The 13,076-nt window shown below is 60.4% G+C and carries 11 protein-coding genes; 5 read left to right on the forward strand and 6 right to left on the reverse strand.

What is annotated here, in order from left to right:
* Positions 1-94: 94 nt before the first annotated feature.
* The 5 genes from AC3WN7_RS18500 to AC3WN7_RS18520 form a co-directional block, all read right to left on the reverse strand.
* Entirely contained in the window at positions 95-3,112 is a 3,018-nt protein-coding gene (locus AC3WN7_RS18500; RefSeq protein ID WP_007980415.1) for a sarcosine oxidase subunit alpha, read from the reverse strand.
* Complete coding sequence (locus tag AC3WN7_RS18505) at positions 3,109-3,438, reverse strand: sarcosine oxidase subunit delta (protein ID WP_007980417.1); 330 nt, start codon at positions 3,436-3,438, stop codon at positions 3,109-3,111. The genes AC3WN7_RS18500 and AC3WN7_RS18505 overlap by 4 nt, the downstream gene beginning before the upstream one ends.
* 15 nt (positions 3,439-3,453) lie before the next feature.
* Positions 3,454-4,704 (reverse strand): sarcosine oxidase subunit beta, encoded by a 1,251-nt coding sequence (locus AC3WN7_RS18510; RefSeq protein WP_007980419.1) that lies wholly within the window; start codon positions 4,702-4,704, stop codon positions 3,454-3,456.
* A 23-nt stretch (positions 4,705-4,727) separates the two neighbouring features.
* Positions 4,728-5,981: a serine hydroxymethyltransferase gene (gene glyA / locus AC3WN7_RS18515; RefSeq protein ID WP_015097125.1), complete on the reverse strand. Its 1,254-nt coding sequence runs from the start codon at positions 5,979-5,981 to the stop codon at positions 4,728-4,730.
* A gap of 260 nt (positions 5,982-6,241) precedes the next feature.
* Complete coding sequence (locus tag AC3WN7_RS18520) at positions 6,242-6,970, reverse strand: TraX family protein (protein WP_256585682.1); 729 nt, start codon at positions 6,968-6,970, stop codon at positions 6,242-6,244.
* A 144-nt stretch (positions 6,971-7,114) separates the two neighbouring features.
* On the opposite strand from AC3WN7_RS18520, the gene AC3WN7_RS18525 reads away from it, so the two are divergent.
* The 3 genes from AC3WN7_RS18525 to AC3WN7_RS18535 all read left to right on the forward strand — a co-directional run bounded on the left by AC3WN7_RS18525 (position 7,115) and on the right by AC3WN7_RS18535 (position 9,564).
* Complete coding sequence (locus tag AC3WN7_RS18525) at positions 7,115-8,155, forward strand: threonine aldolase family protein (protein ID WP_102674520.1); 1,041 nt, start codon at positions 7,115-7,117, stop codon at positions 8,153-8,155.
* A gap of 189 nt (positions 8,156-8,344) precedes the next feature.
* Complete coding sequence (locus AC3WN7_RS18530) at positions 8,345-8,545, forward strand: hypothetical protein (RefSeq protein WP_095964134.1); 201 nt, start codon at positions 8,345-8,347, stop codon at positions 8,543-8,545.
* Positions 8,546-8,739: 194 nt separating this feature from the next.
* Positions 8,740-9,564 carry an SDR family oxidoreductase gene (locus tag AC3WN7_RS18535; RefSeq protein ID WP_102674519.1) on the forward strand — a complete coding sequence of 275 codons (825 nt, stop codon included), beginning with the start codon at positions 8,740-8,742 and terminating at the stop codon, positions 9,562-9,564.
* 127 nt (positions 9,565-9,691) lie between these two features.
* On the opposite strand, the gene gbcB is transcribed toward AC3WN7_RS18535, so the two are convergent.
* Positions 9,692-10,792 carry a glycine betaine monooxygenase reductase subunit gene (gene gbcB, locus AC3WN7_RS18540; protein ID WP_095964136.1) on the reverse strand — a complete coding sequence of 367 codons (1,101 nt, stop codon included), beginning with the start codon at positions 10,790-10,792 and terminating at the stop codon, positions 9,692-9,694.
* A gap of 283 nt (positions 10,793-11,075) precedes the next feature.
* Here gbcB and gbca point away from each other — a divergent pair, with 283 nt between their 5' ends.
* Together gbca and AC3WN7_RS18550 are read left to right on the forward strand one after the other, a co-directional pair.
* Positions 11,076-12,371: a glycine betaine monooxygenase oxygenase subunit gene (gene gbca, locus AC3WN7_RS18545; RefSeq protein ID WP_095964137.1), complete on the forward strand. Its 1,296-nt coding sequence runs from the start codon at positions 11,076-11,078 to the stop codon at positions 12,369-12,371.
* Positions 12,372-12,517: 146 nt separating this feature from the next.
* A complete protein-coding gene (locus tag AC3WN7_RS18550) occupies positions 12,518-12,847 on the forward strand; it encodes a hypothetical protein (protein ID WP_146022399.1) in 330 nt (109 codons plus the stop codon).
* Positions 12,848-13,076: the final 229 nt, after the last annotated feature.

A 13,076-nucleotide genomic window follows, 5' to 3' on the forward strand; every position in this document is an offset into this window, starting at 1 on the left:
AAATTCCCTTGGCGACTTCGATCCTGTGGGAGCGGGCTTGCCCGCGAATGGGCCGACTCGGTGTCATTGCCCCCCCCCACCGGACTTGAAGCCATCAAACGTTCTGGCGTTCACCCTTCGGATCGAAGAACACCGAAGAAACGATTTCCGCCTCGATCACGCTGCCGTCGGCCAGCGGTGCGAACACGCGCTCGCCCATCCGCTGCAACCCGCCCTTGACCACGCCCATGGCAAACGAATAGCCCAGGGAGTTGTGCAGGTAGCTGGAAGTCACGTGACCCACCATGGTCATCGGGATGGCTTGCTTGGTGTTGAACACCAGTTGCGCACCTTCCGGCAGCCATTTGTTCGGATCGATCGGCTTCAGGCCAACCAGCTGTTTGCGCTGATCACGCACGCAGTCTTCGCGGTTCATGCCACGCCAGCCGATCCACGAGAACGGTTTGGTGCGACCGACACACCAACCCATGTTCAGGTCGTCCGGGGTCATCGAGCTGTCAGTGTCCTGACCGACGATGATGAAGCCCTTCTCGGCCCGCAGCACGTGCATGGTTTCGGTGCCGTACGGAGTCAGGTTGTACTTCTTGCCGGCGTCGACGATTTTTTCCAGCACACCCATCGCATAGTCGGCTTGCACGTTGACTTCGTACGACAGTTCACCGGTAAACGAAATCCGGAACACCCGCGCCGGCACACCGCCGACCAGGCCTTCTTTCCAGGTCATGAACGGGAAGGCTTCGCTGCTCAAGTCGATGTCGGTGACTTCGCTGAGCAGCTTGCGGCTGTTCGGCCCGGACAGGGTCATGGTCGCCCAGTGGTCGGTCACGGAAGTGAAGTACACCTTCATGTCCGGCCATTCGGTCTGGTGGTACAGCTCCAGCCACTGCAGCACGCGAGCCGCGCCGCCGGTGGTGGTGGTCATGACGAAATGGTTGTCGGCCAGGCAAGCCGTCACGCCGTCGTCGAAGACCATGCCGTCTTCTTTGCACATCAGGCCGTAACGGGCCTTGCCCACGTCGAGCTTGGTCCAGGCGTTGGTGTAAACGCGGTTGAGGAACTCGCGCGCATCCGGGCCCTGGATATCGATCTTGCCCAGGGTCGAAGCATCCAGCAGGCCGACGCTGTCGCGCACGGCTTTGCATTCGCGCTTGACCGCGGCGTGGAGGTCTTCACCGGATTTCGGGAAGTACCAAGGACGTTTCCACTGGCCGACGTCTTCGAACTCGGCGCCGTTTTTCAGGTGCCATTGATGCAGCGCGGTGTAACGCACCGGCTCGAAGATGTGTCCACAGTGACGACCGGCCACGGCGCCGAAAGTCACCGGCGTGTAGTTCGGACGGAACATGGTGGTGCCCATCTGCGGAATGGTCACGTTCAGCGAACGGGCGGCGATGGCCAGGCCGTTGACGTTGCCGAGCTTGCCCTGATCGGTGCCGAAGCCCAGTGCGGTGTAGCGCTTGACGTGCTCGACCGACTCGAAGCCTTCGCGGGTCGCCAGTTCGATGGCGGCGGCGGTGACGTCGTTTTGCAGGTCGACGAATTGCTTCGGCGCACGTGCGGTGTTCTTTTCATGGGGGACCTGGAACAGCGCCAGGGTCGGCTCTTCGAGACGGCTCAGGGCTTTTGGCAACACACCTTCAATCGTCTGGAACCCGGCTTCGGCAGCGGCGCGGGCGCCACCTTCAAAACCGTCAGCCAGAGAATCGCCAAGGCCGTAGACACCGTTGATGCCACCGACGCATACGCGTTTCTGCGGCGCTTCACCCGGTACGAAACCAAGGATGTCTTCGCGCCAGATCGGCTTGCCACCCAAGTGCGAAGCCAGGTGAACCACCGGGCTGTAACCACCGGAACTGGCCACTACGTCGCATTCAAGCCATTCGCCAGGACTGGTCACGGCGTGGGCTTTGACATCGATGGCGGCCACACGGGCAGCGGTCACGCGCTTGCTGCCACGGGCCTCGATCACGGCGCTGCCGGTGAGGATGCGGATGCCTTTGGCACGCGCCTCTTCCACCAGCGCACCACGCGGGTTGCTGCGGGCGTCGGCGATGGCCACCACTTGCAGGCTGGCATCGAGCCAGTCCAGGGCAACGCGGTAGGCGTGGTCGTTGTTGGTCGACAGCACCAGCTTTTTGCCCGGTGCCACACCGTAACGACGCACGTAGGTCGAGATGGCGCCAGCGAGCATGTTGCCCGGTACGTCGTTGTTGCCGTAAACCAGTGGACGCTCGTGAGCGCCGGTCGCCAGCACCACACGCTTGGCACGAACCCGGTGAATGCGCTGACGCACCTGGCCAATCGGTGCGCGGTCGCCAAGGTGATCGGTCAGGCGCTCGTGAATGGTCAGGAAGTTGTGGTCGTGATAGCCATTGACGGTGGCGCGCGGCAACAGCAGCACGTCCGGGGTGTTCTTCAGTTCGTCGATGACACTGGCGACCCACTCGGTCGCCGGCTTGCCGTCGAGGCTTTCGCGGGAGTCGAGCAGGCTGCCGCCGAACTCTTCCTGTTCGTCAGCCAGAATCACACGGGCACCGCTGCGCGCAGCCGCCAGTGCAGCCGCCAGGCCGGCAGGGCCAGCGCCGACGATCAGCACGTCACAGTGCTGGTTCATGTAGTCGTAGGTGTCCGGATCGTTCTCGGTCGGCGAGCGGCCCAGGCCGGCAGCCTTACGGATGTACTTCTCGTAAGTCATCCAGAACGATTGCGGGTACATGAAGGTTTTGTAGTAGAAACCCGGCGGCATCAGCTTGCCGCCGACCTTGCCGAGAATCCCCATCATGTCGTTGTTCACGCTCGGCCAGCCATTGGTGCTGGTGGCGACCAAGCCTTGATACAGCGCCTGTTGCGTGGCGCGCACGTTCGGGATCTGCGTGGCTTCGGTGGCGCCGATCTGCAGCACCGCGTTCGGCTCTTCGGCACCGGCGGCGAAGATGCCGCGCGGACGGGAATACTTGAAGCTGCGACCGATGATGTCGACGCCGTTGGCCAACAGTGCAGCGGCCAGGGAATCGCCTTCGAAGCCTTTGTAGTTCTGGCCGTTGAAGGTGAAGCTCAAGACTTTGTTGCGGTCGATCCGTCCGCCGTTGGACAGGCGATTGATCTGGCTCATACCTTCTCTCCCAGAGCCGTGCTGGCCGCTTTCGGGCTATCGGTCTTGTCGGTGAATTGTGGCTTGGTGCCGATCTTGTAGGTTTCGAGAATCTCGTAGGTCACGGTGTCGCGGGTGACGTTGAAGTACTGACGGCAACCGGCGACGTGATCCCACAGCTCGTGGTGCAGACCGCGTGGGTTATCGCGGAAGAACATGTAGTCGCCCCACTCCTCGTCGGTGCAGCTGTTCGGGTCCAGAGGACGCGGGATGTGCGCCTGGCCGGATGCATGGAATTCCTCTTCGGAGCGCAGTTCGCCGCAGTGAGGACAGAAGATATGCAACATAGGAAATTTCTCCTGTTAGTGGGCGACGGCAGCAGCGCCGTGTTCGTCAATTAGCGCACCGTTGTGGAAACGGTCGATGGAGAACGGTGCGGCCAACGGGTGCATTTCGCCCTTGGCCAGGCTTGCGGCAAACACGTTGCCCGAGCCAGGTGTGGCCTTGAAGCCACCGGTGCCCCAACCGCAGTTGAAGAACATGTTCGGTACCGGGGTTTTCGAAATGATCGGGCAGGCATCCGGCGTGGTGTCGACGATGCCGCCCCACTGACGGTTCATGCGCACGCGCGACAGCACCGGGAACATCTCGACGATGGCCTGGATGGTGTGCTCGATCACCGGGTACGAACCACGCTGGCCGTAGCCGTTGTAGCCGTCGATACCGGCGCCGATCACCAGGTCGCCCTTGTCGGACTGGCTGATGTAGCCGTGCACGGCGTTGGACATGATCACGCTGTCGATAATTGGCTTGATCGGTTCGGACACCAGCGCTTGCAGCGGGTGGGATTCGATCGGCAGGCGGAAACCGGCGAGCTTGGCCATGTGCCCGGAGTTGCCGGCAGTCACCACACCGACACGCTTGGCGCCGATGAAGCCTTTGTTGGTTTCCACGCCGATGCACACGCCGTTTTCCTTGCGGAAACCGATCACTTCGGTCTGCTGGATCAGGTCCACGCCAAGGGCGTCAGCGGCCCGGGCAAAGCCCCAGGCCACGGCGTCGTGACGGGCCACGCCACCACGACGCTGGACGGTTGCGCCCATCACCGGATAGCGAGTGTTTTTCGAGCAGTCGAGGTACGGGATCTCGTCAGCCACTTGCTTGGCATCGAGCAGCTCGCCGTCCACGCCATTGAGGCGGTTGGCGCTTACCCGACGCTCGGAATCACGGATGTCCTGCAGGGTGTGGCACAGGTTGTAGACACCGCGCTGGGAGAACATCACGTTGTAGTTCAGGTCCTGGGACAGGCCTTCCCACAGCTTCATCGCGTGTTCGTACAGGTGGGCCGACTCGTCCCACAGGTAGTTGGAGCGCACGATGGTGGTGTTGCGCGCGGTGTTACCGCCGCCCAGCCAGCCTTTCTCGACCACGGCCACGTTGGTGATGCCGTGCTCCTTGGCCAGGTAGTAAGCCGTGGCCAGGCCATGCCCGCCACCGCCGACGATGACCACGTCGTAGACCTTTTTCGGGGTCGGCGTGCGCCACATGCGCTGCCAGTTTTCATGGTGGCTGAGAGAGTGTTTGAAGAGGCCGAAGCCCGAGTAGCGTTGCATAGTCATTTACTCCAAAACCGCACTCAGCGATAAACCGGGAAGTCCGCGCACAAGGCTGCCACTTGCTCGGCGACATTGGCTTCGACATCGGCATCGCCGAGGTTGTCGAGGATGTCGCAGATCCAGCCGGCCAGCGTGACGCACTGGGCCACCTTGAAGCCGCGCGTGGTCACCGCCGGGGTGCCGATACGCAGGCCGGAGGTCACGAACGGCGACTGTGGATCGTTCGGCACAGCATTCTTGTTCACAGTGATATGGGCGCGACCGAGGGCGGCATCTGCGTCCTTGCCGGTCAGGCCCTGACGGATCAGGCTGACCAGGAACAGGTGGTTGTCGGTACCGCCGGACACTACATCGTAGCCGCGTTTGATAAACACGCCGGCCATGGCCTGGGCGTTGTCGATCACTTGTTGCTGGTAAGCCTTGAAGCCAGGCTCCAGCGCTTCCTTGAAGCACACCGCCTTACCGGCGATCACGTGCATCAGCGGGCCGCCCTGGGCACCCGGGAAAACTGCCGCGTTGAGCTTCTTCTCGATTTCTTCGTTGGACTTGGCCAGGATCAGGCCGCCACGCGGACCGCGCAGGGTCTTGTGGGTGGTGGTGGTGACCACGTCGGCATAAGGCAGCGGGTTCGGGTACAGACCGGCCGCGACCAGACCGGCCACGTGGGCCATGTCGACGAACAGCAGTGCACCGACCTTGTCAGCGATCTGGCGGAAGCGCGGGAAGTCGAGGGTCTTGGAGTAGGCCGAAAAACCGGCAACGATCATCTTCGGCTTGCACTCGACGGCCAGGCGCTCGACTTCGTCGTAGTCGATCAGACCGGTCTTGGTGTCGATGCCGTACTGCACGGCGTTGTACAGCTTGCCCGAGGACGACACTTTGGCGCCGTGGGTCAGGTGACCGCCGTGGGCCAGACTCATGCCGAGGATGGTGTCGCCGGCTTGCAGCAGCGCCAGGTACACGGCGCTGTTGGCCGAGGAACCGGAGTGCGGCTGGACGTTGGCGTAATCGGCGCCGAACAGTTGCTTGGCGCGCTCGATGGCCAGGGCCTCGACCTTGTCTACGTGCTCGCAGCCACCGTAGTAGCGCTTGCCCGGGTAACCTTCGGCGTATTTGTTGGTCAGGCCGCTGCCCTGGGCCTGCATCACGCGCTTGCTGGTGTAGTTCTCCGACGCGATCAGCTCGATGTGATCTTCCTGACGTTGCTCCTCGGCATTCATCGCCGCCAGCAGTGCATCGTCGTAACCCTGGATCTGGTCTTGCTTGCTGAACATCGCGTCTCTCCCAGCGGCGGCGGTGCGCCATTCGTCTCGGTGAGGCACTGGCTTTTCGGCAGTGCCCTTTGGTAGCGATGGTATGACTGGCTTGGAGTCGTCAAATGCCTACGGGCGCCACGCAAAGGTGCGTTTACGACATGGCGGGAAATGGATCAACGCAACCCCTGTGGGAGCGGGCTTGCTCGCGAAGAACGATGACGCGGTCTGCCTGAGACACCGAAGTGCCTGCTTCGCGAGCAAGCCCGCTCCCACAGGGATTAGGCAAGAGCTTGACGTAGCGCCAGTAAAACAAGGAAATGCACGGGATACAGCGCATAGGCCCAGCGCCGCATCGGTGGTGGATTTACGCCCTTGGCATGTCGCAACAAGAACAGCCCGAGCCATGGCGCAATCAGACAAGCGGCGATTGCCGGAATGGCCGCGTGGTTGCCCAGTCGTGCGGCGTGATACAGCACCTGCCATTGATTGGCCGCCAGACAGACCAGCCCCGCCAACAGCCCGAAATACCAGGGTCGGCGCAGTACCAACAGCAAGACAAACGGCAACAGGACGCCAAAAAAACCGAACATCAGTCGCTGGGAGAAAAACGCCGCCAGCAGGACGGCGCCAGCTGCCAGCAGTCGCGATGCAAGCACCGGCTGCTGCCAGCCACGAACCACCAGCAAGCCCAGGGCAAGGGTGGGCAGCACGTTCAAGGTGTCGGGATGGGGAATGAACATCCGGTAGGGAACTTCACTCACCGCGCTAAACAGCAACAACCAACCCAGATAGCGCCACTGGCCACCGGTCGTCGTAGTCCGCTCGCGCGCCAGATTGGCCGCCATCGCCAGGCAGAACCACGGAAACGCCAGGCGCCCCGGCACATACAGCCAATCGGCGGAATAGCCGACATATCTCAGGTGATCGAGCAGCATGCTCAAAAGCGCCAGCCACTTGAGCAGATCCAGTGCCCCATCTCGCTGCTTTAAGTGCATGGCCTTGTGCATCGTCATGTGCATAATTGCCCTTCGACTGTGTATGTTCCAAACAGCGACATCCTGTGCGCTGCACCTGACGATCTTGGGTACAGTGCGCACCCTCATTGACCACGGGACGCTTCACCATAGGCATCTCGACCACGGAAGCAGGCCATGACCGACAAGAGCCAACAATTCGCCAGCGACAACTATTCCGGTATCTGCCCTGAAGCCTGGGCGGCCATGGAACAGGCCAACCACGGCCACCAGCGCGCCTACGGCGACGACGAATGGACCGCCCGCGCCTCCGACGATTTCCGCAAACTGTTTGAAACCGACTGTGAAGTGTTTTTCGCCTTCAACGGCACCGCCGCCAACTCGCTGGCGCTGTCCTCGCTGTGCCAGAGTTACCATAGCGTGATCTGCTCGGAAACCGCTCACGTCGAAACCGACGAATGCGGCGCCCCGGAATTTTTCTCCAACGGCTCCAAGCTGCTGATCGCCCGCACTGAAAACGGCAAGCTGACCCCGGACTCGATCCGCGAGGTCGCGCTCAAGCGCCAGGACATCCACTACCCGAAACCACGTGTGGTGACCCTGACCCAGGCCACCGAAGTCGGCAGCGTCTATACCCCGGACGAAATCCGCGCCATCAGCGCCACCTGCAAGGAACTGGGCCTGAACCTGCACATGGACGGCGCACGCTTCTCCAACGCCTGCGCATTCCTCGGCTGCTCCCCGGCCGATCTGACCTGGAAGGCCGGCGTCGACGTGCTGTGCTTCGGCGGCACCAAGAACGGCATGGCAGTGGGCGAGGCGATTCTGTTCTTCAACCACAAACTGGCCGAAGACTTCGATTACCGCTGCAAACAGGCCGGGCAGCTTGCTTCAAAGATGCGCTTCCTGTCGGCACCCTGGGTCGGCATCCTGGAAAACGACGCCTGGCTCAAATACGCCAACCACGCCAACCACTGTGCACAACTGCTGGCCGAACTGGTCAGCGACATTCCTGGCGTGGAGCTGATGTTCCCGGTACAGGCCAACGGCGTGTTCCTGCAACTATCGGAGCCGGCCATCGCCGCCCTGGCCGCCAGGGGCTGGCGCTTCTACACCTTCATCGGCAACGGCGGCGCACGCTTCATGTGCTCGTGGGATACCGAAGAAGAGCGTGTGCGGGAACTGGCTCGGGACATCCGCGAAGTGATGAGCGCCTGAGGTCGCTGTCAACGGCGCGGCACATCTCGGCCGCGCCGTTCATCCGAACTGGCATTTCTGACAGTTCACCGTCTCTGCATCGCCGAAGTAACGTGTGAGCACCTGAAAAGGACTTCGCGCAGTCTTTCGGGAACAATCGCGTGTCGAATTTTCGATACGCAATCCATGTTCTAGCGCAGAGTAATTCAAATGAGCAATCAAGCCCTGAACCAAGTCCTGACAAACGACCCGACAGCTACTGTCACTAACGTGAGCTGGGACGAAGTTCAAAAAATTGCGCAGGTCGGCGACATCATTAAACAGCACGGGAGAGCGTTTGAACTCGCGCGTAAGGAGTTCGTGCAGCAAATGGACAACTCATTCGAAATAAAGCTGTTTGAAGCTAAGTAATAATTCATTACTCCGACAGTCCACATCGTTAATAGATGGGGACTGATTCACACCCAATTCTGTATGGCGAAGGCAGATACTTCTTTGTCATACAGGATTGTTTCATTTCATCTTTCTCACGGTAGCTCCTGAAAGACTTGGTCTACATTGTGTGTCGAGCCTCCGCTCACATAACAACAATCAGGAGCATGTGCATGTCATTGCAAGGCAAAACCCTGTTCATTACCGGCGCCAGCCGCGGGATCGGCCGTGAGATCGCACTGCGGGCCGCCCGCGATGGCGCCAACATTGTGATCGCCGCCAAAAGTGCCGAACCTCACCCCAAGCTGCCGGGCACGATTTTCAGCGTGGCGCAGGAAGTGGAAGCGGCAGGCGGCAAGGCACTGGCTTTGCAGGTGGATGTACGCGAAGAGGATGCCGTACGTGAGGCGCTGGCCCGGGCCAACGAACATTTCGGCGGTATCGACGCACTGATCAACAACGCCGGGGCGATCAAGCTGACCGGGGTTCAGCACCTTGAACTGAAACGCTTCGACCTGATGCACCAGATCAACACCCGTGCCGTACTGCTTTGCAGTCAGGCTGCGCTGTCGTATTTGAAGAAATCCGGTGGCCACATCCTCAACCTGTCTCCGCCGCTGAACCTGGCCACCAAGTGGTTCGCGCAATACAGCCCCTATACCGTCACCAAGTACGGCATGAGCATGCTGACCCTGGGCATGAGTGAGGAATTCAGGAATTACGGCATCAGCGTCAACTCGCTGTGGCCACAGACGATGATTGCCACCGCGGCCATCGAGTTTCAGTTGGGGTCGAAGGAATCGTTCAAGCATGCGCGAACGCCTGCGATCATGGCGGATGCCGCGCATGTGATTTTGAGCTGCACAAACCGCAGCCTGACCGGGCGGTTGTTGATCGATGAGGAAATCTTGCGGGAGAACGGCGCGACCGAGTTCGAGCACTATCGGTTCGCGCCCGATAGCACCGAAAAGCTGATGACAGATCTGTTTATTGACTAAAACCCTCCCCTGTAGGAGCGAGCCTGCTCGCGATGAACCTGAGAACGCCGCGGGGTGCCAGGTTGCCAGCGTCATCGTTGACGTCCATCGCGAGCAAGCTCGCTCCTACAAGGGTATTGCGTAACGCTTAGAATTCGATGCGCACGTCGCCCTTCGGCACGCTGCAGCACGACAGGATGAACCCTTCGGCTTCGTCTTCCTCGGTGATCCCGCCGTTGTGCTCCATCTCCACTTCGCCACCCAGCTTCAACACCTTGCAGGTGCCGCAGATGCCCATGCCGCACGCTTTCGGAATCATCAGGCCGACCTTGGCCGCCGCCGCATGCACGGTCTCGCCCGGGGCCACGCGGATGCTCTTGCCGGAGGCGGTGAACTCCACTTGATGCAGGTCCGCGGCGTCGACTTCCGGTGCCTCGGCCGCTTGTTCCGCATGTTCTACCGCATCGGCGCGCGCCTCTGGCGGAGTCGCACCGAAGGATTCTTCGTGGTAACGCGACATGTCGAAACCTGCGCCTTCGAGCAAGCGCTTGACCGCATTCATATAGGGTGTCGGGCCGCAGCAGAATACTTCGCGTTCAAGGAAGTCAGGCGCCATCAATTCAAGCATTCTGTGGTTCAGGTATCCGCGATAACCGGCCCAGGGCTCACCCATGCCGTGCTTCTCGCAGATCAGGTGCAGGCTGAAGTTTTCGATCCGCGACGCCATGTGCTCCAGCTCGCGGTGGTAAATGATGTCTTTCGGCGAACGGGCGCTGTGGATAAACACCATGTCGACATTGCCGTTGGTGTCGTAGAACCAGCGCGCCATGGACATGACCGGCGTGATACCAACGCCGCCGCTGAGGTAGAGTACCTTCGGCGCGGTGAAGTCCATGGCATTGAACAGCCCGACCGGGCCGTGCACCGCCAGCTCCTGGCCTTCGTGCAGGGTGTCGTGCAGCCAGTTCGAGACCTTGCCGCCCGGCACACGCTTGATGGTCACCGAAAAGCTGTACGGCACCGACGGAGAGCTGGAAATGGTGTACGAACGCATGATCGGCTGGCCTTCGATTTCCAGCTCCAGGGTGACGAATTGCCCCGGCTTGAAGAAGAACAGGATCGGCTGGTCGGCCATGAAGCAAAAGGTGCGCACATCCCAGGTTTCCTGGATGACTTTGACGCAACGGACAATGTGTCGACCATTGGCCCAGGTCTGGGTGGTTACCGGATTCAGGAAGCTGTTGGACATGCTGATCTCCACGGCCGACTGTCGGCCTTCATGTTGGCGATTCTGCGTATAGCGCGGATCACCCATTTACCTATCTGCGACATTGACATGCTTATCGCGACCAGCCCCCAACGACCGGGGCTTGCGCGTCGGGAACAGATTGCACCATGTCGCCCATGGATAAGGTTCTGGCCAGCGCCGGCCCCACACTCGCCCCATACCAAGACACAACCATTACACCTTGCGTAGCAACCCTGATTAGCCACTTTCGCCGGCCACACAGAATGGCCTTGAGGATTAAACGATGGACGTCACTACTACACTGAGCCTGGGCGATCCGCTGGAACCCGCACGCAAGGCCACCGCACAGATGCTGCAAGAGCGTGAGCGCACGTTCTCGCTGCCGCAGCCGTTTTACTCCGACGACCGCCTGTTTGATATCGACATGCAGGAAATCTTTCAGAAAGAGTGGCTGATCGCCGGCATGACCTGCGAGATCCCCACCAAGGGCAACTACCTGACCCTGCAGATCGGCAAGAACCCGATCATCGTCATCCGTGGCGCCGAAGGCGTGGTGCACGCGTTCCATAACGTCTGCCGCCACCGTGGCTCGCGCCTGTGCACCAGCGACAAGGGCAAGGTCGCCAAGCTGGTTTGCCACTACCACCAGTGGACCTACGAACTCGACGGTCGCCTGCTGTTCGCCGGCACCGAAATGGGCGCCGACTTCGACATGAATCAGTACGGCCTCAAACCGGTGAACGTGAAGACTGCCGGCGGCTACATCTTCATCAGCCTGGCGGAGAACCCGCCAGCCATCGATGACTTCCTGTCGACGCTCAACCACTACATGGAACCGTACGACATGGAAAACACCAAGGTGGCGGTGCAAACCACCTTGATGGAAAAGGCCAACTGGAAGCTTGTGCTAGAGAACAACCGCGAGTGCTACCACTGCAACGCATCGCACCCGGAACTGCTGAAAACCCTGCTGGAATGGGACGACGTCACCGACCCGCGCGCCGACCAGGCGTTCAAGGACCACGTCGCTGCCTCCGCCGCCGCCTGGGAAGCCGAGAAGATCCCGTACGCCCACGCCAGCTTCGGCCTGCGTAACCGCATCGTGCGCATGCCGCTGCTCAAGGGCACCGTGTCGATGACCATGGACGGCAAACAGGGCTGTGCCAAGCTAATGGGCCGCATCAAGAACCCGGACCTGGGCTCGATGCGCATCCTGCACCTGCCGCACTCCTGGAACCACTGCATGGGCGACCACATCATCGTGTTCACCGTGTGGCCGATCAGCGCCCAGGAAACCATGGTCACCACCAAGTGGATCGTGCACAAGGACGCCGTCGAAGGCGTGGACTACGACGTGGAGCGCATGCGCCAGGTCTGGGACGCCACCAACGACCAGGACCGTCGCCTGGCCGAAGAGAACCAGCGCGGCATCAACTCCACCGCATACCAGCCTGGCCCGTACTCCAAGACCTATGAGTTCGGCGTGGTGAACTTCGTGGACTGGTACAGCGAGCGTCTGCTGAGCAACCTGGGGGCCGAGCCTGCGCCTTACCTCAAAGGTGTTCCAGTCCAAGGCTGAATCCACTCCCTGTAGGAGCGAGCTTGCTCGCGATGAGCCTGAGAACGCCGCCGGGTGTCAGGTTGCCAACGTTATCGTTGACGTCCATCGCGAGCAGGCTCGCTCCTACAGGGGGCTTGCCCGCCATTCATAGAGCTGTACGAAATATGACCTATCTCGTTCAGACCTATGCCCGCCGCACCTCCCAGCCTTCCGCGAACAAGTTATCCACATCTCCACCCACAGCTATTGGGGACAACTGTGGAAATGCTGGAAATTTTCTTCACGAAAACCAAAGAAAAACCGTGACTTATCCAGAAGCCTGCTTCCACGAGTGGACTGGTCGTTTTTTGACCTTAAGCCTGAAAGCCACGGCCTGCATGGCGTTCAGAGGATGGCGAACACCTTATCCACAGAAGCGCCAACAGACTTTGGGGTTAACTTGGAAAGCTCTGTGGAAAACCGCTGAAACCTTGAGAAATCCAGCGTTTGCGTGAAAGCTGACAATGCAAAACCGCCTTTTGATCATTTTTTGATCAGACACCTGCACACCTCTGTTTACAAGGCCTGCAGCCGACAGCAAACATCTTATCCACAGAAGCGCCAACAGAGATTGGGGGCAAGTCTGCGTTAACAGCAGCACTTATCCCCTTGAAAAAGCTGGAAAAAAACACGAGCAAGACTGGTTGTTTTTTGAACGACGCCTTGCAGGGCTTGATTTACATG

The sequence above is a fragment of the Pseudomonas sp. FW305-70 genome (assembly GCF_058783925.1).

What these genes read in the sequence shown, in the direction of transcription:
- AC3WN7_RS18505 (WP_007980417.1), bottom strand. Translation starts at nt 3,438, where the DNA reads ATGTTGCATATCTTCTGTCCTCACTGCGGCGAACTGCGCTCCGAAGAG.
- AC3WN7_RS18510 (WP_007980419.1), bottom strand. Translation starts at nt 4,704, where the DNA reads ATGCAACGCTACTCGGGCTTCGGCCTCTTCAAACACTCTCTCAGCCAC.
- AC3WN7_RS18525 (WP_102674520.1), top strand. Translation starts at nt 7,115, where the DNA reads ATGACCGACAAGAGCCAACAATTCGCCAGCGACAACTATTCCGGTATC.
- gbca (WP_095964137.1), top strand. Translation starts at nt 11,076, where the DNA reads ATGGACGTCACTACTACACTGAGCCTGGGCGATCCGCTGGAACCCGCA.
- AC3WN7_RS18500 (WP_007980415.1), bottom strand. Translation starts at nt 3,112, where the DNA reads ATGAGCCAGATCAATCGCCTGTCCAACGGCGGACGGATCGACCGCAAC.
- gbcB (WP_095964136.1), bottom strand. Translation starts at nt 10,792, where the DNA reads ATGTCCAACAGCTTCCTGAATCCGGTAACCACCCAGACCTGGGCCAAT.
- AC3WN7_RS18535 (WP_102674519.1), top strand. Translation starts at nt 8,740, where the DNA reads ATGTCATTGCAAGGCAAAACCCTGTTCATTACCGGCGCCAGCCGCGGG.
- AC3WN7_RS18550 (WP_146022399.1), top strand. Translation starts at nt 12,518, where the DNA reads ATGACCTATCTCGTTCAGACCTATGCCCGCCGCACCTCCCAGCCTTCC.
- AC3WN7_RS18530 (WP_095964134.1), top strand. Translation starts at nt 8,345, where the DNA reads ATGAGCAATCAAGCCCTGAACCAAGTCCTGACAAACGACCCGACAGCT.
- glyA (WP_015097125.1), bottom strand. Translation starts at nt 5,981, where the DNA reads ATGTTCAGCAAGCAAGACCAGATCCAGGGTTACGACGATGCACTGCTG.
- AC3WN7_RS18520 (WP_256585682.1), bottom strand. Translation starts at nt 6,970, where the DNA reads ATGCACAAGGCCATGCACTTAAAGCAGCGAGATGGGGCACTGGATCTG.